General features: G+C 73.6%; 22 protein-coding genes, 3 tRNA genes and 1 pseudogene. 7 read left to right on the top strand and 19 right to left on the bottom strand.

Going from position 1 to position 26,205, the window contains the following annotated elements; genetic code table 11:
- Nucleotide 1: 1 nt before the first annotated feature.
- The 4 genes from AB2U05_RS19245 to AB2U05_RS19230 all read right to left on the bottom strand — a co-directional run bounded on the left by AB2U05_RS19245 (nucleotide 2) and on the right by AB2U05_RS19230 (nucleotide 1,031).
- The gene (locus AB2U05_RS19245) at nucleotides 2-460 is read right to left on the bottom strand and encodes a MaoC family dehydratase N-terminal domain-containing protein (protein WP_045693077.1); all 459 of its coding nucleotides are present in this window, start codon (nucleotides 458-460) and stop codon (nucleotides 2-4) included.
- 134 nt (nucleotides 461-594) lie between these two features.
- Complete coding sequence (rpmG, locus tag AB2U05_RS19240; protein ID WP_006604855.1) at nucleotides 595-759, bottom strand: 50S ribosomal protein L33; 165 nt, start codon at nucleotides 757-759, stop codon at nucleotides 595-597.
- 83 nt (nucleotides 760-842) lie between these two features.
- Nucleotides 843-915 (bottom strand) — tRNA-Met (locus tag AB2U05_RS19235).
- Nucleotides 916-958: 43 nt separating this feature from the next.
- Nucleotides 959-1,031: transfer RNA gene (locus AB2U05_RS19230), tRNA-Thr, on the bottom strand.
- Nucleotides 1,032-1,336: 305 nt separating this feature from the next.
- Here AB2U05_RS19230 and AB2U05_RS19225 point away from each other — a divergent pair.
- The gene (locus AB2U05_RS19225) at nucleotides 1,337-2,605 is read left to right on the top strand and encodes a hydrolase (protein ID WP_045693078.1); all 1,269 of its coding nucleotides are present in this window, start codon (nucleotides 1,337-1,339) and stop codon (nucleotides 2,603-2,605) included.
- Between the two features lie 254 nt (nucleotides 2,606-2,859).
- Here AB2U05_RS19225 and AB2U05_RS19220 read toward each other — a convergent pair whose 3' ends face one another.
- The 8 genes from AB2U05_RS19220 to AB2U05_RS19185 all read right to left on the bottom strand — a co-directional run bounded on the left by AB2U05_RS19220 (nucleotide 2,860) and on the right by AB2U05_RS19185 (nucleotide 13,434).
- The gene (locus AB2U05_RS19220; protein ID WP_369183831.1) at nucleotides 2,860-3,600 is read right to left on the bottom strand and encodes a response regulator; all 741 of its coding nucleotides are present in this window, start codon (nucleotides 3,598-3,600) and stop codon (nucleotides 2,860-2,862) included.
- On the bottom strand, nucleotides 3,593-6,148 hold the full coding sequence (locus tag AB2U05_RS19215; RefSeq protein ID WP_369183830.1) for an ATP-binding protein: 2,556 nt from the start codon (nucleotides 6,146-6,148) through the stop codon (nucleotides 3,593-3,595). The genes AB2U05_RS19220 and AB2U05_RS19215 overlap by 8 nt, the downstream gene beginning before the upstream one ends.
- 120 nt (nucleotides 6,149-6,268) lie before the next feature.
- Nucleotides 6,269-6,898: a K(+)-transporting ATPase subunit C gene (kdpC, locus tag AB2U05_RS19210; protein ID WP_045693080.1), complete on the bottom strand. Its 630-nt coding sequence runs from the start codon at nucleotides 6,896-6,898 to the stop codon at nucleotides 6,269-6,271.
- A gap of 18 nt (nucleotides 6,899-6,916) precedes the next feature.
- Nucleotides 6,917-9,040, bottom strand: coding sequence for a potassium-transporting ATPase subunit KdpB (gene kdpB, locus AB2U05_RS19205; RefSeq protein WP_045693081.1), 2,124 nt, complete (start codon nucleotides 9,038-9,040; stop codon nucleotides 6,917-6,919).
- On the bottom strand, nucleotides 9,040-10,701 hold the full coding sequence (gene kdpA / locus AB2U05_RS19200) for a potassium-transporting ATPase subunit KdpA (RefSeq protein WP_045693082.1): 1,662 nt from the start codon (nucleotides 10,699-10,701) through the stop codon (nucleotides 9,040-9,042). The genes kdpB and kdpA overlap by 1 nt, the downstream gene beginning before the upstream one ends.
- Nucleotide 10,702: 1 nt before the next feature.
- A complete protein-coding gene (kdpF, locus tag AB2U05_RS19195; protein ID WP_045693083.1) occupies nucleotides 10,703-10,792 on the bottom strand; it encodes a K(+)-transporting ATPase subunit F in 90 nt (29 codons plus the stop codon).
- 380 nt (nucleotides 10,793-11,172) lie between these two features.
- The gene (locus AB2U05_RS19190) at nucleotides 11,173-13,005 is read right to left on the bottom strand and encodes an APC family permease (protein ID WP_369183829.1); all 1,833 of its coding nucleotides are present in this window, start codon (nucleotides 13,003-13,005) and stop codon (nucleotides 11,173-11,175) included.
- A 348-nt stretch (nucleotides 13,006-13,353) separates the two neighbouring features.
- A tRNA-Tyr gene (locus AB2U05_RS19185) sits at nucleotides 13,354-13,434 on the bottom strand.
- Nucleotides 13,435-13,652: 218 nt separating this feature from the next.
- Here AB2U05_RS19185 and AB2U05_RS19180 point away from each other — a divergent pair.
- Nucleotides 13,653-14,141 carry a YajQ family cyclic di-GMP-binding protein gene (locus AB2U05_RS19180; RefSeq protein ID WP_045693084.1) on the top strand — a complete coding sequence of 163 codons (489 nt, stop codon included), beginning with the start codon at nucleotides 13,653-13,655 and terminating at the stop codon, nucleotides 14,139-14,141.
- A 155-nt stretch (nucleotides 14,142-14,296) separates the two neighbouring features.
- A complete protein-coding gene (locus AB2U05_RS19175; RefSeq protein ID WP_369183828.1) occupies nucleotides 14,297-15,301 on the top strand; it encodes an ArsR/SmtB family transcription factor in 1,005 nt (334 codons plus the stop codon).
- 113 nt (nucleotides 15,302-15,414) lie between these two features.
- Here the strand turns inward: AB2U05_RS19175 and AB2U05_RS19170 are convergent, their stop codons facing one another.
- Nucleotides 15,415-16,011 carry a hypothetical protein gene (locus AB2U05_RS19170; protein WP_369183827.1) on the bottom strand — a complete coding sequence of 199 codons (597 nt, stop codon included), beginning with the start codon at nucleotides 16,009-16,011 and terminating at the stop codon, nucleotides 15,415-15,417.
- Between the two features lie 106 nt (nucleotides 16,012-16,117).
- Nucleotides 16,118-16,702, bottom strand: a complete 585-nt coding sequence (locus AB2U05_RS19165; protein ID WP_369183826.1) for a hypothetical protein — start codon at nucleotides 16,700-16,702, stop codon at nucleotides 16,118-16,120.
- A gap of 393 nt (nucleotides 16,703-17,095) precedes the next feature.
- Between AB2U05_RS19165 and AB2U05_RS19160 the strand changes: the two genes are divergently transcribed.
- Both AB2U05_RS19160 and mug read left to right on the top strand, forming a co-directional pair.
- Entirely contained in the window at nucleotides 17,096-18,151 is a 1,056-nt protein-coding gene (locus AB2U05_RS19160) for a phosphatase PAP2 family protein (protein ID WP_369183825.1), read from the top strand.
- A pseudogene (gene mug / locus AB2U05_RS19155) lies at nucleotides 18,148-18,687 on the top strand (G/U mismatch-specific DNA glycosylase); the annotation flags it as partial. The gene AB2U05_RS19160 and the pseudogene mug, both read left to right, overlap by 4 nt.
- Here mug and AB2U05_RS19150 read toward each other — a convergent pair.
- Nucleotides 18,687-19,673: a sigma-70 family RNA polymerase sigma factor gene (locus AB2U05_RS19150; protein WP_369183824.1), complete on the bottom strand. Its 987-nt coding sequence runs from the start codon at nucleotides 19,671-19,673 to the stop codon at nucleotides 18,687-18,689. The pseudogene mug and the gene AB2U05_RS19150 sit on opposite strands and share 1 nt — an antisense overlap.
- Before the next feature lie 73 nt (nucleotides 19,674-19,746).
- On the opposite strand from AB2U05_RS19150, the gene AB2U05_RS19145 reads away from it, so the two are divergent.
- On the top strand, nucleotides 19,747-20,436 hold the full coding sequence (locus AB2U05_RS19145) for an FMN-dependent NADH-azoreductase (protein ID WP_369183823.1): 690 nt from the start codon (nucleotides 19,747-19,749) through the stop codon (nucleotides 20,434-20,436).
- A gap of 12 nt (nucleotides 20,437-20,448) precedes the next feature.
- Here the strand turns inward: AB2U05_RS19145 and AB2U05_RS19140 are convergent, their stop codons facing one another.
- From AB2U05_RS19140 to AB2U05_RS19125, 4 genes are all read right to left on the bottom strand, one after another.
- Complete coding sequence (locus tag AB2U05_RS19140; RefSeq protein WP_045701441.1) at nucleotides 20,449-21,405, bottom strand: M48 family metalloprotease; 957 nt, start codon at nucleotides 21,403-21,405, stop codon at nucleotides 20,449-20,451.
- 3 nt (nucleotides 21,406-21,408) lie between these two features.
- On the bottom strand, nucleotides 21,409-21,834 hold the full coding sequence (locus tag AB2U05_RS19135) for a BlaI/MecI/CopY family transcriptional regulator (RefSeq protein WP_045701439.1): 426 nt from the start codon (nucleotides 21,832-21,834) through the stop codon (nucleotides 21,409-21,411).
- Between the two features lie 128 nt (nucleotides 21,835-21,962).
- Complete coding sequence (gene ctaD, locus AB2U05_RS19130) at nucleotides 21,963-23,621, bottom strand: cytochrome c oxidase subunit I (RefSeq protein WP_369185968.1); 1,659 nt, start codon at nucleotides 23,619-23,621, stop codon at nucleotides 21,963-21,965.
- 200 nt (nucleotides 23,622-23,821) lie between these two features.
- Nucleotides 23,822-24,748, bottom strand: a complete 927-nt coding sequence (locus AB2U05_RS19125) for a DMT family transporter (protein ID WP_369183822.1) — start codon at nucleotides 24,746-24,748, stop codon at nucleotides 23,822-23,824.
- Here AB2U05_RS19125 and AB2U05_RS19120 point away from each other — a divergent pair.
- Nucleotides 24,747-26,201 (top strand): PLP-dependent aminotransferase family protein, encoded by a 1,455-nt coding sequence (locus AB2U05_RS19120; RefSeq protein ID WP_369183821.1) that lies wholly within the window; start codon nucleotides 24,747-24,749, stop codon nucleotides 26,199-26,201. The genes AB2U05_RS19125 and AB2U05_RS19120 overlap by 2 nt on opposite strands.
- Nucleotides 26,202-26,205: the final 4 nt, after the last annotated feature.

The raw sequence follows: 26,205 nt of genomic DNA, 5'->3' as shown, positions 1-26,205 counted from the left end.
CTCACTCCCCCGTCTCGTCGGCGGCCCGGGCCACCAGCGTCATGACCGACGTCACCACGTGCTCGCCGGTGGCGTCCGTCACCTCACCGCGCACGGTGAGCACGTCGTTGCCCGCCAGCGTCTTGATGGCGTCGATGGTCACCTCGACGGCCAGCCGGTCACCGGCCACCACCGGGCGGGTGTAGCGGAACTGCTGGTCACGGTGCACCACCCGGCTGTAGTCCAGGCCCAGCTCCGGGTCCTCGACGACCTGGCCGGCCGCGCGGTAGGTGATCGCGAACGGGAAGGTCGGCGGGGCGATCACGTCCGGGTGGCCGAGCGCCTTCGCCGCCTCCGCGTCGGTGTACGCGGGATTGGCGTCCCCGATCGCGACCGCGAACTCACGGATCTTCTCCCGGCCGACCTCGTACGGCTCGGTGGGCGGGTAACTACGCCCGATGAAGGAGGGGTCGAGCGCCATGGCAGCTCCTCGGAACACGGATGGACAAGGGTCGAACGGAATGCGCAAATGACTCCGGGCCGCATCCCTCGTGAGGGATGCGGCCCGGAGTCGAAGACCTGAATTCACACAGGCCCGACAGCCCTGCGAAAGGGTCAGCGGGTCTCGCGGTGCGCGGTGTGCGAGTTGCAGCGGGGGCAGTGCTTCTTCATCTCAAGACGGTCCGGGTCGTTACGCCGGTTCTTCTTGGTGATGTAGTTCCGCTCCTTGCACTCCACGCAGGCCAGCGTGATCTTCGGGCGGACGTCGGTGGCAGCCACGGGAGTGCCTTCCTTGGACAACGAATAAGAACACAACAAGAGTAGCCGACCGGGAGTGCGATCTCCCGACCGACTACGCGGGGTAGCGGTGACCGGACTTGAACCGGTGACACAGCGATTATGAGCCGCTTGCTCTACCAACTGAGCTACACCGCCACAGTGATCCGCAGCACAGCCGAAACTGACTGCTTCTCACCAGAGCCCCCATGCGGAATCGAACCGCAGACCTTCTCCTTACCATGGAGACGCTCTACCGACTGAGCTATAGGGGCGAACGAGGAAGAGATTACACGTTCCGCGCCCAGAGGTGAAATCCGTATCCCGCGGCGAAGTCCGCAGGTCGACGCGGTGGACGGGCGGACGATCCAAGGCCGGGAGTTCGAGCGGCCCGCCAACCCGATGGCCCGGCCCCACCGACCGGCCCCGTCCGACCGCGCTCACCACGGCCCGACCGCGGCCCGACCCGATACGACTATTGCCCGCCTCCCGGCCGCCCGCCGCCCGGCCCCATAGGCTCGACGCTCATTGACCGGAACGGCCCTGGCACCCGACCGGGCGGCGCGACAAGGAGCCGAGGATGGACAGCGCAGCCGCGGACGGGCCGCACTCCGGGCCCGGCCCGGCGGCCAACCCCCTCGGGCACGGCCCGGTCCTGCTGCTCACCGGCGCCCGGCTGATGGACGGCCGGGTGGTGGACGTCCGGATCAGCGGCGACCGCATCCAGGCGGTCGGCACGGTCGGCAGCCTCGGCCCGCTGCAGGCCCTGCCCGGCGCCCCCACCGTCACCACCGGCGCCCGGATCGACCTGCGGGGCTACCTGCTGCTGCCCGCCCCCGCCGAGCCGCACGCCCACTACGACGCCGCCTTCTCCGCCGCCCTGGCCGCCCCGCCCCCGGAGACCGCGACCGACCTCACCCGCCGGGTCACCGAGGCCGCGCTCACCTCGCTCGGCTACGGCGCCACCGCCCAGCGCACCCACGTCCGGATCGGCGACGTGCACGGGCTGCGCCGGCTGGAGGCGGTGCTCACCGCCCGGCAGGCGCTGCGCGGGCTCGCCGAGCTGCAGGCCGTCGCGATGCCCCGGCTGCTCACCGGCCGGGCCGGCGCGGACGGGCGGGCGCAGCTGCGCGAGGCGCTCAAGCTGGGCGCCACCGCGGCCGGCGGCTGCCCGGAGCTGGACCCGGACCCGGCCGGCTACGTGCAGCTGCTGCTGGAGGCCGCCCGCGAGGCGGACTGCCCGGTGGACCTGCACACCACCGCCGCCGAGGCGCCCCAACTGGCCCGGATGGCGAGCGCGTTGGCGCCGCTGCGGCCGCGGGTGACGCTCGGCCCGTGCGGGGCGCTGCCGCCGGGTGCGTCCACCGCGCTGGCGAGCGGCGGGGTGCGGGTGGTCTGTCTGCCGCAGACCGGCGGCTGCACCGGGCTGGAGGGCCCGGCCACCGGCCTGCGGCCGGGCCTGCTGCGGGAGTTGGCAGAGGCCCGGGTGCCGCTCGCGGCGGGCAGCGGAGCGCTGCGGGACCCGTCGAACCCGGTCGGCCGGGCGGATCCGCTGGGGACGGCCTACCTGCTCGCGGCGAGCGGGGAGTTGGACCTGGAGACGGCGTACGACGCGGTGGCCAACCAGGCCCGGGCGGTGCTCGGGCTGCCGCCGGTACGGGTGGACGCCGGCTTCCCGGCGGAGCTGCTGGCGGTGCGCGGGGACAGCCTGGCCGGGGCGCTCACCGGCGGGCACAGCCGGCTGGTGGTGCACAGCGGGCGGGTGGTCAGCCGGACCAGCGCCGTCCGGGAGTTCGCCGACACCGTGGCGCTGGCGCTGCCCCGGCAGTCCGGGAGCACCGAAGGCTGAGGCCGAGGGCTTGGAAGCCCAAGGGGCGCGCAACGGATGTCGCGCGCCCCTCCCCCACCTGCTGGCCGTCTTGCGACGGCGAGCTGGAGCGGGCCCAGGCCTCCCCCACTGGAGCAGGTCCCGCTCGGCTTCGGGACCGACACTACGCCCACGGAACACCGGCTCCGACCGGCCTTGACGCTCTCCTGTCGCCCCCCGGCCGGCTCTTGACGGCCCGTTGACGCCGGAGGCGGCCGGACGGCGGCGGACGGCGCCTACGGCTCGTACCGGTAGCCGATCCCCGGCTCGGTGATCAGGTGCCGGGGCCGGGCCGGGTCGCGCTCCAGCTTCCGCCGCAGCCCGGCCAGGTAGACCCGCAGGTAGTTGCCGCGAGCCTCCTGGGCCGGGCCCCACACCTCGCGCAGGATCTGCCGGCCGGGCACCAGCCGGCCCGGGTTGGCCAGCAGCAGGGCGAGGATCCGCCACTCGGTCGGGGTCAGCCGCACCGCGCCGTTCGGGCCGGTGACGGTGGTGGCCGCGAGGTCCACGGTGTGGTCGCCCAGCACCGGCCGGCCCGGCGGGGCCCCGCCGGTCGGGCGGCGCAGCACGGCCCGCAGCCGGGCCAGCAGCTCGTCCATCAGGAACGGCTTGGTGAGGTAGTCGTCGGCGCCGGCGTCCAGGGCGCCCACCTTGTCGGCGGCGTCGGCCCGGCCGGAGAGCACGATGATCGGCATCGCGCTGCGGGTGCGCAGGCCGCGCAGCACGTCCATGCCGTCGAGGTCGGGCAGGCCGAGGTCGAGCAGGACGGCGTCCGGGAGGCTGTGCGCGGCGCGGTCCAGCGCCTCGCCGCCGGTGGCGGCGGTGCGGACGGCGTACTGGCGGGCGCTGAGGTTGATCCGCAGCGTGCGGAGCAGGGCGGGTTCGTCGTCGACGATCAGGATCTCGCGGTGTCCGGTGGTTCGCTCACTTCGCTCACTTCGCTCACGTTGCTCACTTCGCTCATGTCGTTCACTCATGGTGCGCCGGCTCCTCCCCGAAGTCGGTCGTGGTGGCGGCAGGCAGGGTGAGCAGCATGGTGGTGCCGCCGCCGGGGGTGTCCTCGACCTCCAGGCTGCCGCCCATCGCCTCGGCGAGGCCGCGGGAGAGGGCGAGGCCGAGGCCGACGCCGGTGGTGTTGTCGGTGTCGCCGAGGCGCTGGAAGGGCAGGAAGACCCGGTCGCGGTCCTCGGGGGCGATGCCGGGGCCGCGGTCGATCACCCGGATCTCGACCAGGTCGGCGTGGTGGCTGGCGGTGACCAGGACGGGCGCGCCGGGGGCGTTGTGGCGCAGCGCGTTGGTGATCACGTTGGCGAGGACGCGTTCCAGCAGCGGCGGGTCGGCGAGCACCGGCGGGGTGGTGTCGAGGTCGAGCGGCTGGACCGGTGCGTCCGGGTCGGGGAGGCTGTCGAGCGCCCGGGGCAGGATCTCGTCGAGGTGGGTCTCGGTCAGGTGCAGGGTGAGCGCGCCGGCCTGGAGGCGGCTCATGTCGAGCAGGTTGTCCACCAGACGGGTGAGTTTGACCAGCGATTCGTCGGCGGTGGCGAGGAGTTCGGCCTGGTCCTCGGGCGAGAACTCGACGTCGGGGCTGCGCAGCGAGCCGACCGAGGCGAGGGCCGCGGCCAGCGGGGTGCGCAGGTCGTGGCTGACGGCGGCGAGCAGGGCGGTGCGCATCCGGTCGGCGGCCTTGATCGGTTCGACCTCGGCGGCGACCACGGCCAGCCGGTCGCGTTCCAGCGCGGCGGCGACGTGGGCGGCGAAGGCGGTGAGCACCCGCTGGTCGGCGGCGGGCAGCCGGCGGCCGGTGAGGACGAGCAACGCGTCGGCGCCGACCGGGACTTCGGTGGTCTCGTGCTCCCCGCTACCGTCGTCCGGGTGGTCGGCCTCGGAGTGGGCGAGCACCTCGCCCGTACGGGAGAGCAGGGTGACGGTCCGCATGCCGAAGGCCGTCCGGGACTTCTCCAGCAGCGCGGGCAGCGCGTCGGCGCCGCGCAGCACGCTGCCGGCCAGGGTGGAGAGGGTCTCGGCCTCGGCGGTGGCCCGGGCGGCGCGGGTGGTGAGCTTGCCGGCGTGGTCGACGACGGTGGAGACGGCGAGCGCGATGGCGGCGAAGACCACCAGGGCGACGATGTTGTTGGTCTCGCCGATGGTCAGGCTGTGGACCGGCGGGATGAAGTAGTAGTTCAGCAGCACCGAGGCGATGAACGCGGCCAGCAGGGCGGAGGTCGCGCCGCCGAGCAGGGCGACGATGACCACGCCCAGCTGGAAGATCAGCGCGTCGGTGGTGAGGTTGATGGTGGCGTGCGCCTGGGAGAGCACGGCGGTGAGCAGCCAGGGCAGCGCGAGGCCGGCGAGGTAGCCGACGACGGTGCGGCGGCGGGAGTGGCGGCGGCCGAGCGAGGGCAGCCGGCCGCGGCCGGTGAACTCGTGGGTGACCATGTGGACGTCGATGTCCTCGGAGGCGTCCACGGTGGTCTCGCCGATGCCGGGGCCGGTGAGGAAGCGGGTGATCCGGCCGCGGCGGCTGGTGCCGAGCACCAGCTGGGTGGCGTCGTGGGCGCGGGCGAAGGCGAGCAGTGCGGTGGGGATGTCGTCCCCGACGACGACGTGGTAGCTGCCGCCGAGGGTCTCGACCAGCAGCCGCTGCTGGGCGAGCGCGCCGGAGGAGGCGCCGGCCAGGCCGTCGCTGCGGGAGACGTGGACGGCCAGCAGGTCGCCGCCGGCGGTGCGGTCGGCGATCCGGGCGGCGCGGCGGATCAGGGTCTCGCCCTCGGGCCCGCCGGTGAGGGCGACCACGACGCGCTCGCGGGTCTCCCAGACCCGGTCGATGTTGTGGCTGGCGCGGTAGTCGCGCAGGCCCTCGTCGACCCGGCCGGCGACCCAGAGCAGGGCGAGTTCGCGCAGCGCGGTGAGGTTGCCGACCCGGAAGTAGTTGGAGAGCGCGGCGTCCACCTTCTCCGCCTTGTAGACGTTGCCGTGGGCCATCCGGCGGCGCAGCGCCTGGGGGGCCATGTCGACGAGTTCGATCTGGTCGGCCCGGCGGACCACCTCGTCCGGGACGGTCTCGCGCTGCGGGATGCCGGTGATCTTCTGGACGACGTCGTTCAGCGATTCCAGGTGCTGGATGTTGACGGTGGTGATGACGTCGATCCCCGCGGCGAGGACCTCCTCGACGTCCTGCCAGCGCTTGGCGTGCCGGCCGCCGGGGATGTTGGTGTGCGCCAGCTCGTCCACGAGCACGACGGACGGCCGGCGGGCGAGCACGCCGTCCAGGTCCATCTCCTCGAACTCGGCGTCGCGGTAGGAGCGGTGGACGCGCGGCTGGACCTCCAGGCCGTCGATCATGGCCTCGGTGTGGCGGCGGCCGTGGCACTCGATGTAGCCGACCAGCACGTCGGCGCCGCGCTCCTGTCTGCGCCGGGCCTCGTCCAGCATCCGGTAGGTCTTGCCGACCCCCGGGGCGGATCCGAGGTACACCCTCAGCCGGCCACGGCGGGTGCCGGTGCCGGGGGTGAGGTCGCGGGCCATGGGCGCTGCTCTTCCTTCGGGAGGTCGTGCACGGTGACGGACGCGGGTCGGCCGGCCCGGGGTCGGGAGACGTGCTCCCGCACCCGGGCCGGCCCGGTCATTCATTCCATCGACGTAACGTCACTTCGGCGCGTCCAGGGCCTTGTTGAGGAGGACGACGTTGACGCCCTCCTGGCCGAGGAAGCCGAGCGAGCGGCCCTCGGTGTACTTCTCGACGAGCTTGGCGACGGTGTCCTGCGACAGCTTGCGCGTCTCGGCGACCCGCTTGACCTGCTCCTTGGCGTAGGCCACGGAGATGTGCGGGTCGAGGCCGGAGCCGGAGGCGGTCAGCGCGTCGGCCGGGACGCTCGCCGGGTCGACGCCGTCGAAGGCGGCGACGGCCTTGCGGCGGTCGTCGACGTTCTTCCGCAGGTCCTCGCTGTTCGGGCCGAGGTTGCTGGCGCCGGAGTTGTCCCCGGCGTAGCCGTTCGCGGCGGGGCGGGGCTGGAACCACTTCGGGTCCGGCAGCGCCACCTCCTCCTTGTCGTCCGGGTTCTTCTTGGGCAGGTTGTAGTTCTGGCCCAACAGGCTCGAACCGACCTCCTTGCCATCGGACTTCACGATCGAGCCGTTGGCCTTGTCGCTGAACGCGACCTGGGAGATGCCGGTGACCAGCAGCGGATAGGCGACCCCGAGGATCACCGTGAGCACCAGGAGCACACGCAGCGCGGTGAAGTGGGTCCGCACGATGGCGGGCAGGGGCTTGGACATTGCGGTGGGACTCCTTTCTCAGCTGAGGCCGGGAATGAACTGGACGATCAGGTCGATCAGCTTGATGCCGACGAACGGCACCACCAGGCCGCCGAAGCCGTAGATCCCGATGTTGCGGCGCAGCAAAGAACTGGCGTCGGACGGACGGTACTTCACGCCGCGCAGGGCGAGCGGGATCAGGCCGATGATGACCAGGGCGTTGAAGATGATCGCCGAGGTGATCGCGGACTGGGGGCTGTGCAGGCCCATGATGTTGAGGTGGCTCAGGCCCGGGTAGACCCCGGCGAACATCGCGGGGATGATCGCGAAGTACTTGGCCACGTCGTTGGCGATCGAGAAGGTGGTCAGGGCGCCGCGGGTGATGAGCAGCTGCTTGCCGATCTCGACGATCTCGATCAGCTTGGTCGGGTTGGAGTCGAGGTCGACCATGTTGCCGGCCTCCTTGGCCGCCATGGTCCCGGTGTTCATCGCGACGCCGACGTCGGCCTGGGCGAGCGCGGGGGCGTCATTGGTGCCGTCGCCGGTCATCGCGACCAGCTTGCCGCCCTCCTGCTCCTTCTTGATCAGGGCCATCTTGTCCTCGGGCGTGGCCTCGGCGAGGAAGTCGTCCACGCCGGCCTCCTCCGCGATCGCCTTGGCGGTCAGCGGGTTGTCGCCCGTGATCATGATGGTCTTGATGCCCATCCGGCGGAGCTCGTCGAAGCGCTCCCGCATGCCCTCCTTGACCACGTCCTTGAGGTGGATGACACCCAGGACCTTGGCCGGTGCGTCGCCGATCTTCGTGGCCACGACCAGGGGCGTGCCGCCGGCGGCCGAGATCCCGTCCACGAGCGTGGAGACCTCGTCGGTGACCCGGCCCCCGTTGGCGGTGACCCAGTTGGACACGGCGGCGGCCGCGCCCTTGCGGACCTGGTGCACCCCTCCCGGCTCGTCCAGGTCCACACCCGACATCCGGGTCTGGGCGGTGAACGGGACCCAGGTGGCGTGCGTCAACTCGCCCTGGGCGCGGGCCCGCAGGCCGTACTCGCTCTTGGCCAGGACCACGATCGAACGGCCCTCGGGCGTCTCGTCCGCCAGCGAGGACAGCTGCGCGGCACTCGCGAGCTCGTCCGTCGAGACACCGGTCACCGAGAGGAACTCGGCGGCCTGGCGGTTGCCCAGGGTGATGGTGCCGGTCTTGTCGAGCAGCAGGGTGTTGACGTCGCCGGCGGCCTCGACGGCGCGGCCGGACATCGCCAGCACGTTGCGCTGGACCAGGCGGTCCATGCCGGCGATGCCGATCGCGGAGAGCAGCGCGCCGATGGTGGTCGGGATGAGCGCCACGATCAGGGCGACCAGGACGATCATCGACTGCGGGGCGCCCGCGAAGGTGGCCATCGGCTGGAGCGTGACGACCGCGACCAGGAAGACGATGGTCAGCGAGGCCAGCAGGATGTTGAGCGCGATCTCGTTCGGCGTCTTCTGCCGGGCGGCGCCCTCGACCAGGGCGATCATCCGGTCGATGAAGGACTTGCCGGGCTCCGAGGCGATCTTCACCACGATCCGGTCGGACAGCACCTTGGTGCCGCCGGTGACGGCGGAGCGGTCACCGCCGGACTCGCGGATGACCGGCGCGGACTCGCCGGTGATCGCCGACTCGTCGACGCTCGCCACACCCTCGACGACGTCGCCGTCGCCGGGGATGACCTGCCCGGCCTCGACCACCACGTGGTCGCCGAGCCGCAGCGCGGTGCCGGGCACCTCCTCCTCGGCGTCGCTGTCGGGCCAGTTGGTGAGCCGGCGGGCGACGGACTCGGTCTTGGTCTTGCGCAGGGTGTCGGCCTGGGCCTTGCCGCGGCCCTCGGCGACGGCCTCCGCCAGGTTGGCGAAGATCGTGGTGAGCCAGAGCCAGACGGTGATCGACCAGGCGAAGACGGACGGGCTGGCGATCGCGGAGACGGTGGTGACCACCGAGCCCACCTCGACCACGAACATCACCGGGTTCTTGACCATCACCCGGGGGTCGAGCTTCCTCACCGCGTCCGGCAGGGACGCGACGATCAGCTTCGGGTCGAGGAGACCGCTCCGCACTCTGTGCGGGACGGCGTGGCCGGCCGGGTCGGGCGTGTCGGCCGGTGCGGGGTTCAGGGTGGGGGTGGACATCAGGAAAGACCTTCCGCGAGCGGCCCGAGGGCCAGGGCCGGGAAGTAGGTGAGGCCGACGACGATCAGGATCACGCCCGACAGCAGGCCCACGAACAGCGGCTTGTGGGTGGGCAGGGTGCCCGGAGTGGCCGGGACCGGCTGCTGCTGCGCGAGCGAGCCGGCCAGCGCCAGGACGAAGACGATCGGCAGGAGACGGCCGAAGATCATCGCCAGGCCGAGCGCCGTGTCGTACCAGTCGGTGTTGACGGTGATGCCGCCGAAGGCCGAGCCGTTGTTGTTGGCGGCGGAGGTGAAGGCGTACAGCACCTCGGAGAAGCCGTGGGCGCCCGAGTTGAGCATCCCGGCCCGCTCGCCCGGCAGGGCCATCGCCACACCCGTACCGACCAGCACGAGGGTCGGCGTGGTCAGGATGTACAGCGAGGCGAACTTCATCTCCCGGCCGCCGAGCTTCTTGCCCAGGTACTCGGGGGTCCGGCCGACCATCAGGCCGGCGACGAACACCGCGACGATCGCCAGCACCAGCATGCCGTACAGGCCGGAGCCCACACCGCCGGGCGCGATCTCGCCGAGCATCATGTTGAAGACCGTCAGCCCGCCGCCGAACGGCGTGTACGAGTCGTGGAAGGAGTTCACCGCGCCGGTCGAGGTCAGCGTGGTCGAGGAGGCGAACAGCGTGCTGGCGGCGATGCCGAAACGCTGCTCCTTGCCCTCCATCGCGGCCCCCGCGGCCTGCAGGGCGCTGCCCTGGTGCGAGGCCTCGGCCCAGGTCAGCAGGGCCGTCGAGGCGACCCAGAACAGGCCCATCACGGCGAGGATCGCGTAGCCCTGGCGGTTGTCGCCGACCATCCGGCCGAAGGCCCGCGGCAGCGCGAACGGGATCACCAGGATCAGGAAGATCTCGACCAGGTTGGAGAAGCCGGTCGGGTTCTCGAACGGGTGCGCCGAGTTGGCGTTGAAGAAGCCGCCGCCGTTGGTGCCGAGCAGCTTGATGACCTCCTGCGAGGCCACCGGGCCGCCGGGGATCTTCTGCACCTCGCCCGAGAGGGTGGTCACCTCGGTGAAGCCGTGGAAGTTCTGGATCACGCCGGAGGCGGCCAGGACCAGGGCGAAGACGATCGAGAGCGGCAGCAGCAGCCGGATGTTGATCCGGACGAGGTCCACCCAGAAGTTGCCGACCCGGTCCGTCCTGTTCCGGGTGAAGCCCCGGATCAGCGCGGCCACGACGGCGATGCCGACGGCCGCGGAGACGAAGTTCTGCACCGCCAGGCCGGCCATCTGCGCCAGGTGGCCCATCGCGGACTCACCGGCGTAGGACTGCCAGTTGGTGTTCGCGACGAAGGAGATCGCGGTGTTCCAGGCCTGGTGGCCCTCCATCTGCGGAACGCCCAGGTTCAGCAGCAGGTAGCCCTGGAGGCGGATCAGGCCGTACAGGAAGAGCACGGAGACGGCCGAGAAGGCCAGCACCGAGCGCAGGTACACCGACCAGCGCTGATCGGCGTCACCGTCGACGCCGATCACCTTGTAGATGCCGCGCTCGACTCTGAGGTGCTTCGAGGTGGTGAGGAGCTTGGCGATGTAGTCGCCAAGGGGGCGGTAGCAGAGGGCCAGCGCCCCGACGAGGGCGAGGGCCTGCATCCAGCCCGCGAGAGTGGATCCCATGTCAGAACTTCTCCGGGAAGATCAGCGCGACGACGAGGTAGCCGACGAGCGCGACGGCCACGACCAGACCTGCGATGTTCTCCGCGCTCACAGCTTCTCCACCCCCCGCGCGATCAGGGCGATGACGGCGAACACGGCGACCGTGACACCGACGTAGATGAGATCGGACATGGGCTCCACCAGCGTGGTTCGGGAGACTGCCGCGGACCGGCCCGGAGGCCTCGCGCGGCGCCGGCGGACGACCGGCAGATGCGAGCAAACCAGCCACCGGGGGCGCGTTCCGGAGCCCTGACGCCCTCCATACGGGTGATAGCGCGGCGTTGACGCGACCTTGACGCGTGCGGGCGGTGGGCGAGTGGCGGGCGGGCGGTGGGCGGTTGCGGGGGCGGTTGGGGGGGCGGTTGGGGGGACGGCGAACGGCCTCGGACGACAGGTGCCGTCCGAGGCCGTTCGCCGCTCACGCCGCGCCCGTCACATCCGCATCCGCAGCCGGCACACCACCGCGTCGGTGTGCCGCCGCAGCGCGCGGTCGATCACCGCGCCGCGCCGGTTCTGCAGCGCCCGCTGCCACCAGCGGGCCGGCTCCACCTCGGGGATCAGCACCGTGAGCCGGTCGTAGACGTGCTCCGTGCCGAGCCGGTTGACGAACTCGGCGATCGGCCGGCCCAGCCGGCGGTGGTCGTCCGCGAGCTCCACCAGGGGCACGCCGGGCTGCCACAACTCCCAGTCCCGGCGCAGCGCTTCGGCCCGGGCGGCCTCGTGCACCACGGTCACCGCCAGGACCTCGTCACCGAGCGAGAGCGCCGCCGACAGGCCGTCCCGGGTGAGCCGGGTGATCGCCGTCACCGGGACGACGACCAGGCTGCGCTGCCGGGTCACCGCGCCGGGCACCCGGCCCAGCTCCAGCCGCTCCCCGATCCGCTCGTAGCTGCGGTGGATCGCCTCGAACAGCAGGACCAGCAGCGGCAGGGCGACGACGATGCCCCAGGCGCCCTCGGTGAACTTGGTGCCGGTGACCACCAGGGCGGCGACACCGGTCAGGAGCGCGCCGAAGCCGTTCAGCGCCGCCTTCCACCGCCAGCCGTCCGGCCGGCCGCGCAACCAGTGCCGGACCATGCCGACCTGGCAGATGGTGAAGCCGACGAAGACGCCGATCGAGAACAGCGGCACCAGGCTGTTGACGTCCCCGCCGGAGCCGGCCAGCAGCACCGCCGAGACCACGGCGAGGAACAGCACGCCGTACCGGTACACCTGGCGGTCGGCGCGCAGCGCGAACACGTGCGGCAGGTGGTTGTCCCGGGCGAGCAGGTCGAGCAGCACCGGCAGGCCGCCGAAGGAGGTGTTGGCGGCCAGGCCGAGCAGGACCACGGTCGCGAACTGGACGACGTAGAAGCCGACGCCGTGGCCGAGCGAGGCGTCGGCGAGCTGGGCGAGCACGGTGACGCCGTCGACCGGCTGGAGGTGGAAGCGGCCGATCAGCACGGCCAGGCCGATCAGCATCACGCCGAGCAGCGCGCCCAGCGCGACCTCGGTGTGCTGGGCGCGCTTCACCCGCGGGGTGCGGAAGGACGGGACGGCGTTGGCCACCGCCTCCACGCCGGTCAGCGCGGAGCAGCCGGCCGCGAAGGCCTTGAGCAGCAGCAGCGCCCCGACCGCGGTGGCGTTCTCGGCCAGCACGGAGGCGTGGCCCGCGGCGGCCTCGGTGCTCACCGGGGCGTCCCGGAACAGGCCGACCACGATGATCGCCATGACGGCGAGGACGAAGACGGCCGTGGGCGCCATGAACCAGCGGGCGGACTCGGCTATCCCGCGCAGGTTCACCGCCGTCACCAGGGCGAGCACCCCCAGGCAGAGCCAGACCCGGTCGCCGTACAGGCCGGGCACGGCCGAGGTCAGCGCGGCCACGCCGGCGGTCACCGAGACCGCGACGTTCAGGATGTAGTCGATCACCAGCGACGCGGCCGCGGTCAGCGCCGTCCGGCGGCCCAGGTGCGCCTTGGCCACCGCGTACGAGCCGCCGCCGTCCGGGAACGCCGCGATCACCTGCCGGTAGGAGGCCACCAGCACCGCGAGCAGGACGGCGATCGCCGCGGTGACCGGCAGCGTGAAGCCCAGCCCGTACCCGCCGGCCGCGGCCAGCACCAGCACGATCGACTCCGGCCCGTACGCCACCGATGCCATCGCGTCCAGCGACAGCGCCGCCAGCCCGCCCGACGCCGTCAGGCGGTGCCGCTCGTCGCCGGCCCCGGTATCAGGCGGCTCGGGCTCGGCCGTCACGGCCGGGATGGTGGTGGCGCTGGACATCGGACGGAACCTCCGCAGTCGGTACGTGCTCCGATCCTGCGGCCCGCGCCCCCCGGCGCCCGCGGCCCCTACGCGTTCCTGACGCCGCCCCGAGCGCCTTTGACGCGCCCTTGACACCCCTCCCGGCCGGCCTCCGCCGTCTGGCGGGGGTGGGATGAGCCGCTGTCCCGGCGGGCGCCGGTTGGGAAGACGATCAGCTCGGTCGAAGGACTCCCACCCCCGGCCCCCACTCTGCTGCCCCCAGCACGCAATTGCAAGCCATACGCAATAACACCCGCACCCCGCCCGAACGCACGAAAAAGCCCCCGATCCGCGTTTCCGCAGATCGGGGGCCGTTTCTCTATCCTGTGGCTGGTGCAGGGTTCGAACCTGCGTAGCTTGCGCGACAGATTTACAGTCTGCTCCCTTTGGCCGCTCGGGCAACCAGCCAGGATGTTCGCCGTTCGGGGGTGTTCGCCCCGTTCGACTTGGTAAACCATACCTGATCCGGGGGGGTGCTTCGCCACTCGATTGGGGACGCGACGATCAAGGGACGGCGCGTGGTCGTCGCAGGCGGCGGCGGGGTGGCGCTGGATAGGCTGTGGCGGCGGACGCCCGGTGGGGCGGGCCGTGCCAGTGACGCCACAGCATCGAGGAGATTGACACCCATGGCCGACTCCAGTTTCGACATCGTCTCGAAGGTCGAGTGGCAGGAGGTCGACAACGCGATCAACCAGACCTCCCGCGAGATCGCCACCCGCTTCGACTTCAAGGGCGTGGGCGGCGAGATCAGCCGGTCCGGCGAGAAGATCGAGATGAAGGCCAACGGCGAGGAGCGCGTCCGGGCCATCCTCGACGTGCTGCAGACCAAGTTCGTGAAGCGCGGCCTGTCGCTCAAGGCCCTGGACGCCGCCGAGCCGCAGCTGTCCGGCAAGGAGTACAAGATCTTCGCGAACATCAAGGAGGGCATCACCACGGAGGATGCCAAGAAGGTCGCGAAGATCATCCGTGACGAGGGCCCGAAGGGCGTCAAGGCCCAGGTCCAGGGCGACGAACTGCGCGTCAGCTCCAAGAGCCGCGACGACCTCCAGGCCGTGCAGGCCCTGCTCAAGGGCAAGGACCTGGACTTCGCCATCCAGTTCGTGAACTACCGCTAGTCCAGCGGGAACAGCGGCTCCCCGGGCCGGGAGGACCTGCCTCCCGGCCCGGGGAGCCGCTGTGTCGGGCGCGGGATCCGGGGAACCGGGTGCCGGGTCGGCCGTCCGGTGATTCGATGCCCTCGACGGCGATCGCGCGCTGGGGGGAGCTGCCCATGATCCGGTTCGACCTGGGGGCGCAGGGGCTGGGGCGGGTCAGGTTCGCCATGTCGCAGGTGGGCGTCGCCAACGACCTGCTCTTCGCGCTCGGCCGCTACCCGCACCTGCTCGGCGCGCGGTGGCGGGCGAAGGCCGTCCAGGCCCTGTCGGAACGGAACCTGGGACTGCTGGCCGTGGTCGGCGGCGGCGGGCCGCTCGGCTACTCCCCCGACTTCCTGCGGCCCGAACCCACCGGGTTCCAGGCGTCGTTGGACAGCACGCTGCACCAGATCGCCACCACGCCCGCCGAGCGGGTCCGGTACGAGCTGTCGTCGGCGCTCGACGGCCACGCCTGGGACCGGACCGGGGCCCACCGGCCGCCCCGGCTGCTGCTGGCGGCGATGGAGCGGGGCGAGGAGTACCTGGCGCAGCGGGTCGCGGCGGAGCTGGAGCAGTTCTGGCACGCCGCCCTCGCGCCCCGGTGGCCCGGCATCCGGGCCCACATGGAGGCCGAGATCGCCGCCCGCGCCTCCGCGATCGTTCTGCACGGGATCACGCACACCGTCAACCAGCTGGCCCCCAACCTGAGCCTGGACGAGGACGGCGTCGTCGGGATCCGCCTCCTCGCCTCGCACGCGGTCCAGCCGATCCTGGACGCCGACTCCGTGATCCTCGTCCCCAGCGTCTTCTCGGGCCGGGCGGTCGTCTGCGCCGCCGAGCCCCCGGACGTGCCCGCCCCCCGCACGCCGCTGATCGTCTACCCGGCCGCGCCGAACGACTGTCTCCCGGGCTCGGGCGGTGACGAACTGCTCGGCGCGACCCGGGCGAAGCTGCTGGCCGAGCTCTCCCAGCCGCACACGACCGGCGAGCTCGCCGCCCGGCTGAGCCTGAGCCCGGCGACGGTCTCCTACCACCTGCAGATCCTCCACCGCGCCGGGCTCGTGCGGCGCACCCGCCGGTCCCGCACCGTCCTCTACCAGCGGCTCGCGACGAAGCCGGGGCTCGCTGCCGCCCTCGGCTGACCCGCCCCCGGCCGGGGCCGGGACCGGGAACGGCGGTGGCCCCGCTCCCCGGTCCGGGGGCGGGGCCGCCGTGCTGCCGTGCTGCCGTGCCGCCGCGCTGCCGGCGGGCGGGGTCAGCCGGTGGCGGGGTGGTGGCGGGTCGCGGCGGTGAGGGCCTCGGCCTGGGCCCGCAGGGCGGCGAGCCGGTCGGGCAGGGACGTCCGGCCGGCACCGGCATCGGCACCCGCAGCACCGGCGCCGGTGGGGAGCGTCGGCGGGGACGGGAGGGTCACCGGCGGGATCGGGAGTTGGCCGAGCAGTGCTTGCAGAGTGCTCTGCAGGGTGGCAAGGAGCTGCTGGACGGCGCTGAGGTCGGGGGTGGCGGCGGAGGTGACCGTCGAGAGCAGGCCGGTGACCAGGGTGACGACGTCGCCGACCGCCCCGAGGGCGGCGCTCGGGTCCGGGACCGCCACCGGGAGCGACGCCGGGGGCGCCGGAGCGTTGGCCGGGAGGGCGCCCGGCAGGGTCGGGACGGCCGGGAGCGCCGGGACGGCGCCCGGCAAGCCAGGCAAGGCCGGGACTACCGGGACGGCCCGGGCGGAGGTGTCGGAGACGGTGGTACGGGCAGCCGCGGCCTCGTTGCCTACGGCGGTGGCGGTCGCCGTGGTGACCGGGGTCAGCGCGAGCGCTGCGGTCACGGTCAGCACGGCGGCCATCCGGGTGGCACGCATGAGTACTGCTTCCTCTCACTGTGAACCAGGCGAGATCGCCTGCTTCACACCGTGGGGCAGCACTCCGGACACAGCCACCGCAGGTACGCCGAACGGTGCGGCCGGCTCAACCGACCGCCGCCGCCCAGCCGGTGGTGCTGCGGTGGGCCGACAGGCCGACCGCGTCGCACTCGTCGACGCGGCCCGCCGTGACCCGGACGCCGAGCAGCCGCAGGGCCCGGGAGATCGGATCGCCCCCTCCTCCCTCGACCGACTCCCCCGCGACCGGCTCCCCTTCGGTCGACTCCCCCTCGACCGACTCCCCCTCGGCCAGCGGGCCGAGGACGATCCGCCCGTCCGACCAGACGGCCGCGCGCCGGATGCCGCCGTCGCCGAAGCTCTCGGCCTCGACGCAGGCGATCGGGCCGGCCTTGGACCAGGCGGCGAGCCGCAGTTCGAAGCCGTCCGCGTGCCGGCCGAAGCCGGACCCGGCGGCGGACGGGTGGGCGGCGGGCGGATGAGCAACGGACGTACGGGCAACGGACGTACGGGCGGCGGCGCCGTCCCCCTGGAGCGCGGCGAGGACGGCGGAGGTGACCGGCAGCATCGCCAGCCCCTGTGCGAGCGGCACCACCCGGGCCACCGGGACCTCCGCCGCTGCCACCGTCAGCAGCTCCAATGTTCCTATCAGCGCCTGGAGTTCATAGGACATGCCGGACATCGTCGCCCACGGCACCGACATTCGGCCGGGGTTTCCCTATTCCGTGCCCGACCGGAGACCGTAGAGCAGGGTGAGGGCGGTCACATCCACCGCGTCTTCGGCCAATTCGCCGACGATATCGGCCAGTTGGCTGCACAGCAGGAGCGGCCGGTCCGGATCGCGCCGGATCCGGAGCCGGAGACCACCCGCTGGCGCCCGGCGGATCGCGGACGTCGCCACCGTCACGGCCGCCGGCGGGCGGCGGGCGGCGGGCGGCGGGCGCCGCTTCCCCAACACGCCGTACGAGCCGGCCGTCGCGTCCTGACCCCCCGACCGTCCTTTTCTTACGATCCGGTCATGGTTCCCCCAGAGTCCTCCAAGCTTGCGCCGCTAGTTTCGGTGGGCATGACCAAGCTGCTCAGCCCGGCCACCCCGCCCCCGGTGCGGGCCGGGCTCCCGCGTCCGGTGCCCCAGCTCCGCCAGCGCCCCCGGGCAGCTGGCCGAGCAACCGGCTGGTCGAGACTGCGGTGGCTGGCCTGGCCGCTCTACCTGGCCGCCTTCGGCTGGTTCCTCGGCACCCAGGGCCTGGCCTTCGCCAACGACGTGGTGTTCCTGTGGCTGATCGGCGCGCTGCTCACCGCCGCCGTGCACAGCGGACACGGCCCGCGGGGCTTCCTGCTCGTCCTGCGCGACTGGGTGCCGGTGATGGCCGTGGTGTGGGCCTACTCGCTGCTGCGCGGCTACGGCGCGCACACCCCGTGGGCCCCGCACTGGCTGCCCCAGCTGCGGGCCGACGAAGTGCTCGGCCTCGGCGACACCTGGACCGTCCGGCTCCAGCACGCGCTCTACACCCCCGGCTCGCCGCACTGGTACGACTACGCCGCCGTCGGCGTCTACCTGTCGCACTTCTTCGTGGTCTTCGTCCTGCTCGCCGTGCTCTGGCGGCGCGCCCACCACCGCTTCCGCCAACTGCTCGCCTGCTACCTGACGTTGACCTTCGCCGGCTTCGCCACCTACCTGCTCTTCCCGGCCGACCCGCCGTGGCTGGTCGCCCAGCAGGGCCACCTGCCGCAGCTGACCCGGGTGGTCTGGGAGACGATCTCGGTGAGCGGGCTGCCGCAGGCCGACTCGCTGCTGGAGAACGGCAGCCAGTTCGCCAACGACGTCGCCGCGATGCCCTCGCTGCACTCCGCCTACCCGGCGATGCTGCTGTTCTTCTTCTGGCCGACCGCCGGCCCCCGCCTGCGGGCCCTGCTGGTCACCTATCCGCTCGCGATGGCCTTCACCCTGGTGTACGGCGCCGAGCACTTCATCGTGGACGTGTTCGCCGGCTGGGCGTACGCGGCCGTCGTGGTGTTCGGCCTGCGGTGGCTGCGCACCCGCCGCGCCGCCCGTCGCGGCACCCACCGCACCACCCACCGCGCCGCGCTTCGGCCCCGGTCGGCAGACTTGACCGGGTGAAGCCGACTCCCGAGCAGTTGCAGGCCGCCAAGGACACCACCATCCCCGACGTCACCGGCCCCGGGCTGAAGGTGCTGTTCTGCGGCATCAACCCGGGCCTGTGGTCCGGCGCCACCGGCCACCACTTCGCCCGCCCCGGCAACCGCTTCTGGCCCGCCCTGCACCGCTCCGGTTTCACCCCGCGCCAGTTCCGCCCGGACGAGCAGGGCGAGTTGCCCGCGCTCGGCCTCGGCATCACCAACGTCGCCCCGCGCGCCACCGCCAAGGCCGACGAACTCACCGCCGAGGAGCTGCGCGCGGGCGGCGCCGCCCTCACCGAACGGGTGCTGCGGCTGCGCCCGCGCGTCCTCGCCGTGCTCGGCATCGGCGCCTACCGGACGGCCTTCGGCAAGCGGCGGGCCGCCATCGGGCGCCAGCCGGAGGGCATCGGCGACACCGAGGTCTGGGTGCTGCCCAACCCGAGCGGACTCAACGCGCACTACACGCTGGACGCGCTGGCCGCGGAGTTCCGCACCCTGCGCGAGAGCCTCGACGATCACCGCGGCAGCACCCCCGAACCCAGCACCCCCGACCCCAGCACCGCCGACCCCAGCACCCCCGACCCCAGCCCCGCCGGCTCCAGCACCGCCGGCTCCAGCACCGCCAACTCGAGCGCGGCCAGCCGGCCCGGGTCGGCGACCACCTCGTAGCCGGCCACCCGGCCGTCCGCCACGGCCATCCGCAGCACCAGCCGCAGCCGCCCGTCCGGGGCGATCAGGATGCCGGGCAGCCCGTCCACCAGCGCCACCGCGCCGTAGCGGGCCCGGCGGCCGAAGACCGTGGTCTCCCCGGCGACGGTCCGGGCTCCGCGGGCCACCAGGGCGCGGCCGGGCGGCAGCGCCGCCGGGTCGGCCCGGCGCACCACGTCCGGTGCGAGGACGGCCAGCAGCTCGGCCAGGTCGCCGCCCCGGGCCGCGGCCAGGAAGGCCTCCACCACCCGCCGGTGCCCGGCCAGCGGCTCCGGCGGCAGCGCGGCCGTGCCCCGCACCCGCTGCCGGGCACGGCTGGCCAGCTTCTTGGCGGCCACCGGCGTCCGGCCGACGATCGGCGCGATCTGCTCGAAGGGCACCGCGAAGCCGTCGTGCAGCACGAAGGCGACCCGCTCGGCCGGGCCCAGCCGGTCCAGCACCACCAGCAGCGCGCGCCCCACCGAGTCGACCAGCACCGCCTCCCGCTCGGGGTCCGTGCCCTCGCTGACCGCCTCCGGCAGCGCCTCGCCGGCCGGCTCCTCCCGGCGCGCCGCGCGCGCCCGCAGCAGGTCCAGGCAGATCCGGGAGACCACCGTGGTCAGCCAGCCGGGCAGGTTGTCGATCTCCGCCGCGTCCGTCCGGACGAGCCGCAGCCAGGCCTCCTGGACGGCGTCCTCGGCCTCGCCGGTCGAGCCGAGCATCCGCTGGGCGATCGCCCGCAGCCGCCCGCGCTCGGCCTCGAAGCGCGCCGCCGGCTCCACCCCGGAGCCGTCCGGAAATCCGTCCCCGCTCATCGGTCACCTTTCCTCGGCCGGGCCCGTCACCGGTATGACGATCCGCCCGCTCCCCAGGTGACAGGAGACCACCATGACCTCCACCACGCTGCTCCACCTCGACTCCAGCATCAGCCCGGACGGCTCGGTGAGCCGCGCCCTGACCGCCCGTTTCGCCTCCGTCTGGCGCGCCCGGCACGGCGCCGCCGCCCGGCACCGGCACCTCGACCTGGCCGGCGACCCGGTGCCCGCGGTGCGCGCCGCCTTCGACGCGCTCGGCCGCCGGACCGAGCGCAAGGGGGTGCTCCCGCTGGACGACATCGCCCTCCTGGCGCGGACCCCCGAGGAGGAGCACGAGTGGGCGCTGGCCCGTCCGCTGATCGAACAGCTGCTGGCCGCCGATGTCCTGCTGCTCGGCGCCCCGATGTACAACTTCACCGTCTCGACCGGCCTCAAGGCGTGGATCGACCGGGTCACCTTCCCCGGCGTCTACCGGGACGCGGCCACCGGTGAGGCGCTGCTGCGGGGCACCCGGGTGGTGCTGGTCGCGGTGCGCGGCGGCGGCTACGGGCCGGGCACCCCGCGCGAGCACTGCGACTTCCAGGTCCCGTACCTGCGGGCCTACTTCGAGGGGCTCGGCATCGCGCCGGAGCACCTGCACGTGGTGACGGCCGAGCTCACCCGGGCCGAGGACGTCCCGGCGCTGCACGCCCTGCGGCCGCTCGCCGTCGAGTCCCTGGCCCACGCCGAGGCCACCCTGGACGCGCTGGCCGCCACGCTGTAGCGGCTGCACCCGCTACAGCGGCGTGACCGCCTTCAGCACCACCAGCAGCGCCACGGCGGCGTTGAGCGCGCACAGCGCCGACGCCGCCGTGCCGGCCGCCGCGACCATCGCGGCCAGCCCCGCCGGGGTCTTGGCCGGCGGCCAGTTGCGGGAGGTCGGCACCGGGCCGAGCAGCGCGGCGACCCGGCGCGGCACCGGGCCGGGCGCCGCGGTGGGCGCGGCGAAGGCCGCGAAGCCGGGCGCCGGGGCCGCGTGCGAGACCAGGGCCGCCCGGGCCACCGCCCGCGCGGTGACCCGGCGGTCGCCGACCGCCTGGGCCGACTCCTCGTCCGCCCACCGCTCGGCGCTGTACGCCACCGCGTACTGCAGCGGCCGCAGGAACGGGTTGACGCAGGCGGCCAGCTGGGTGGTCAGCAGGTACCGGTGGTGGCGGTGGCGCAGGTGGGCCCGCTCGTGCGCGAGCAGCGCCTCGCGCTCGTCCTCGGGCAGCCCGGCGAGCATCCCGGTGGACACCACCACCCGGCCCGGCGAGCCGGGCAGCGCGTACGCGTACGGGCTGCGGTCCGGCAGCACCGCGAGGTCCCCGGCCGCCTCCGGTCCGACCGGCAGGCCGGCCAGTGCCCGCCGGGCCCGGGAGCGGACCCTCAGGTGCCGCACGACCGTCCGGGTGCAGGCGGAGCCGACCAGCACCAGCAGCCACATCGCGGCCGTGCCGACCGTCTCGTGGTACGGCAGCGCGTGCCGCACCTCCGGGTCGGACCAGCTGTCCGGCAGCGGGTTGCCGGGGATCTGCGCGGTGCCGACCACGCCGATCAGCCCGAGGCAGAGCACGCTGCAGACCGCCATCACCGCGCTGATCACCGTCAGCAGCCTGGCCGCGCCGCGCGGGTGCAGGTGCTGCTCGGTCAGCCGGGCGATCGGCACCGCCGTCAGCGGCAGGATGAGCGGGAGGAAGACGAAGAAGCCCACGGGTCAGCTCTCGCGGTCGGCCGCTGCCGGGTCGGCGGACGCGGCGTCCAGCAGCGCGCGCAGCAGCTCCTCGTCGTGCGGGAGCAGCGCGGTGACGAAGCTGGCCAGGACGGCGTCCCGGTCCGCCTCGCCGTCGAGCATCCGGCGCATCCGCAGCGCGGCCAGCCCGGCGGCGTCGGAGGAGGCCTGCCAGAGGTAGGAGCGGCCGGAGCGGCTGCGGGAGACGGCGTCCTTGGCGTGCAGGCGGGAGAGGATGGTCATCACCGTGGTGTACGCCAGGTCGCCCTCCAGGCGTTCCTGGACCCAGCCGGCGGTGGCCGGGCCGGGCGCCTGCTGGAGCACCGCCAGCACCTGCGCCTCCAGCTCGCCCTGGCCGCGTCGGCGCGCGGGCGCGTCCCCGGCCGCCGGGGCGTGCCTCTCGTCTGCCATGACGGCCCACTCCCTCCGGATGCGGCGGCCCGGACCGACCGGGCGCCCGCCCATCCTAACGAGCGAACTCCCGCCCGGGACCGGCCCCGGGCGGGAGTTCGCGGGCGTACGACACTTCCCGCGCGCGGTCAGCCCAGCGGTTCCCGGGCGTTCTGCCTCCGGTCCAGCTCGGCGATGTCCGGGTGGTGCAGGTCGAAGGCCGGGTACTCCGAGCGGATCCGGGGCAGCGCCGCGAAGTTGTGCCGGGGCGGCGGGCAGGAGGTGGCCCACTCCAGCGAGCGCCCGTAGCCCCACGGGTCGTCCGTCGCGACCTTCGTGCCGTACCGGGCGGTCCTCCAGACGTTGTGGAGGAACGGCAGCGTCGAGGCGCCGAGCAGCAGCGCGCCGATGCTGCTGACGGTGTTCAGCGCGGTGAAGCCGTCCGAGGCCAGGTAGTCGGCGTACCGGCGGGGCATGCCCTCGGCGCCGAGCCAGTGCTGGACCAGGAAGGTGCTGTGGAAGCCGGTGAACAGCGTCCAGAAGTGGATCCGCCCGAGCCGCTCGTCCAGCATCCGGCCGGTGAACTTGGGCCACCAGAAGTGGAACCCGGCGAACATCGCGAACACCACCGTCCCGAACACCACGTAGTGGAAGTGCGCGACGACGAAGTACGAGTCGGAGACGTGGAAGTCCACCGGCGGCGCGGCGAGCAGCACGCCCGTCAGGCCGCCGAACAGGAAGGTGACCAGGAAGCCGACCGTCCACAGCATCGGCGTCTCGAAGCTGAGCGAGCCGCGCCACATGGTGCCGATCCAGTTGAAGAACTTCACCCCGGTGGGCACCGCGATCAGCATCGTCATGATCGAGAAGAACGGCAGCAGCACCTGCCCGGTGACGAACATGTGGTGCGCCCAGACCGTGACCGACAGGCCGGTGATGGCGATGGTCGCGGCGATCAGGCCGGAGTAGCCGAAGACCGGTTTGCGGCTGAACACCGGGATGACCTCGGTCACGATGCCGAAGAACGGCAGCGCGATGATGTACACCTCCGGGTGCCCGAAGAACCAGAACAGGTGCTGCCAGAGCATCGCCCCGCCGTTCGCGGCGTCGAAGACGTGCGAGCCGAACCTGCGGTCCGACTCCAGGCAGAGCAGCGCGGCGGCCAGCACCGGGAAGGCGAACAGCACCAGGACGGCCGTCAGCAGGATGTTCCAGACGAAGATCGGCATCCGGAACAGCGTCATGCCGGGCGCCCGGAGGCAGACGATCGTGGTGATGAAGTTGACCGAGCCCAGGATGGTGCCGAAGCCGGAGAGCGCGAGGCCCATGATCCACAGGTCGGCGCCGAGGCCGGGGCTGTGCACGGCGCCGTTCAGCGGCGCGTAGGCGAACCAGCCGAAGTCGGCGGCGCCCTCCGGGGTCAGGAAGCCGAACACCGCGATCAGCGAGCCGAACAGGTAGAGCCAGTAGGCGAGCGCGTTCAGCCGGGGGAAGGCGACGTCCGGGGCGCCGATCTGCAGCGGCATGATCCAGTTCGCGAAACCGGCGAACAGCGGGGTCGCGAACATCAGCAGCATGATCGTGCCGTGCATGGTGAACAGCTGGTTGAACCGCTCGTTGTCCATCAACTGAAGCCCCGGGCGGGCGAGTTCGGCCCGCATCAGGAGCGCCATCAGGCCGCCGGCGAGGAAGAACAGGAAGGAGGTGACCAGGTAGAGGGTGCCGATCCGCTTGTGGTCGGTGGTGGTCAGCCAGCCGACCAGTGCCCGGCCCCGGCGGCGCCTCGCGGCGCGCAGCAGGCCGTACAGCCGGGGGGCGCGCGGTGGCCGCAGGGACTGGTCCACCTCGTCGTTCGGCAGCAGAGTCACGCGGCGCGCCCCTTCCGGCCTCGGGGCCGCACCGGCCCGGTCGATGACCGTCCACCACTACCAGTGGCCCGCGGCCGCCGCCCGGGGCGCGCGCGGCACGTCACCCGGACGGCAGGCCCACGGCCGGGCATGTCGGCGCGTCAGCTCCGGGCCCGCTGGGTGGCCGCGATGCAGAGCAGCACCACCGCCGCCGTGACCGGCGCGGCCGCCGGCAGCTCCTCGCCCAGCAGCAGCACCGCCCACACCAGCGTCAACAGCGGTTGGGCGAGCTGGAGTTGGCTCGCCCTCGGCACCCCGATCCGGGCCATCCCCCGGTACCAGAGCACGAACCCGCCGAACTGCGACACCGCCGCGATGTACGCCAGCCCGGCCAGCGCCTTCGCCCCGAGGTGCACCGGCTCGGCGGCCAGCCCGAGCCCGGCGGTCAGCAGCATCGCGGGCAGCGCGGCGACCACCGCCCAGGCGATCACCTGCGCGCCCGGCAGGTCCCGGGCGAGCCGCCCGCCCTCCGCGTACCCGGCCGCGCACACCACCAGGCCGACGAACAGGTAGAGGTCCGCGACGGTCGGCCGGCCGTGGCTCTGCAGCAGCGTGAAGGCGAGCACGGCCGCCGCCCCGGCCAGCGCGGCCGCCCAGAACGCCCGGGACGGCCGGCGGCCGGTGCGCAGCGCCGCGACCACCGCCGTGGCCAGCGGCAGCACGCCGATGACCACCGCCGAGTGGGCGGTCGAGGAGGTCCGCAGGGCCAGCGTGGTCAGCAGCGGGAAGCCCAGCACGCAGCCACCGGAGACCACCAGCAGCCCCGCCCGGTGGCGCCGCCGCGGCAGCGGGGCGCGGACGGCCGCCAGGTAGAGCCCGGCGAGCAGGGCGGCCAGCACGCCGCGCAGTCCGGTCGAGGTCCACGGGCCGAAGCCGGTCAGGGACCAGGCCGTCGCGGGGAAGCTGAGCGAGAAGAGGGCCACCCCGAGGCCGGCGAGGGCGGTGCCGGAGGCGGCGGGCCCGAAACGGTGAACCGAGTGGTGCGGCGCTATCGCCGCGGGGAGGGTAGCGCTATCTTGTGCCGTCATGAACGAGCGTAGCAGCGTGGCCGAACTCGCCGAAAGCCTGCGGCGGGAGGTCGAGCGCTATCCGGAGGGGCGCAAGCTGCCCTCCAGCCGGGCCCTGGTCGAACGCCACCAGGTCAGTCCGGTGACGGTCTCCCGGGCGATCGCCGTGCTCGTCGCCGAGGGGCTGGTGGTCTCCCGCCCGGGCGCCGGGGTGTTCCGGGCGGCCGCCTTCGCGGCCGGCCCCGCCCGGACCGCCGCGCCCGCCGCCCGTCCCGGCGACCTCTCCTGGCAGGAGGTCGCGCTGAGCGCCGGCGCCGGCCCGCGCGACCTGCTGGCCGCCCCGGTGTTCGCCACCCTCCGGATCCCGCCTCCGGACGTCATCGACCTCAACAGCGGCTACCCGCACGCCTCGCTGCTGCCCGAGCGGCTGCTCGCCGGCGCCCTCGCCCGGGCCGGCCGCCGCCCCGGCGCCTGGGACCGCCCGCCCACCGACGGCCTGACCGAGCTGCGCGGCTGGTTCGCCCGCGACATCGGCGGCACCGGCGGGCCGATCGGCACCGGGGACGTCCTGATCACCTCCGGCGGGCAGACCGGCCTCAGCGTCGCGCTGCGCTCGCTGGCCGCGCCCGGCGCCGCCGTCCTGGTCGAGTCGCCGACGTACGCGGGCATCCTGGCGGTCGTCCGGGCCGCCGGACTGCGGCCGGTGCCCGTCCCGGTCGACGCGGACGGGGTGCGCACCGAGCTGCTGGCCGAGGCCTTCGAGGCCACCCGGGCGCGGGTCTTCGTCTGCCAGCCGCTGTTCCAGAACCCGACCGGCGCGGTGCTCCCGCCCGCCCGGCGGGCGGAGGTGCTGCGGATCGCCCGGGCCGCCGGGGCCTTCGTGGTCGAGGACGACTTCGCCCGGCTGCTCGTCCACGCCGACGCCCCGGCGCTGCCCCGGCCGCTCGCCGCCGACGACCCGGACGGCGTGGTGGTGCACGTGCGCTCGCTCACCAAGGCCGCCTCGCCCAACCTGCGGGTCGGCGCCCTGACCGCGCGCGGGCCGGCCCTCGCCCGGCTGCGGGCCACCCAGGTGGTGGACAGCTTCTTCGTGCCCCGGCCGCTCCAGGAGGCGACGCTGGAGCTGGTCGCCGACCCGGGCTGGGCCCGCCACCTGCGCGCGCTCGGCGCCGAACTGCGGGACCGCCGCACCGCCGCCGTCGCGGCCCTGCACCGCGAACTGCCCGGCGCGCTCGGCGAGCACCGCCCCGGCGGCTACCACCTGTGGCTGCGGCTGCCGGACGGCACCGACGACGACGCCCTGGCCGCCGCCGCGCTGCGGGCCGGCGTCCAGGTCAGCCCCGGGCGGCCGTACCACGCCGCCGAGCCGCCGGGCCCGCACCTGCGGCTCAGCTACGCGGCCGCCGAGAGCGCGGCGCAGGTGGCGGAGGGCGTCCACCGGCTGGGGCTGGCGGTCGGCGAGCTGACGGGGTGACGGG

Origin of the sequence: Streptomyces sp. Y1 (assembly GCF_041053115.1) — a bacterium.
Taxonomy (GTDB): Bacteria; Actinomycetota; Actinomycetes; order Streptomycetales; family Streptomycetaceae; genus Kitasatospora; species Kitasatospora rubellomurina.
Note: the sequence above shows the minus strand (reverse complement) of the source record. Positions and strands in the feature narration are given on the sequence as shown.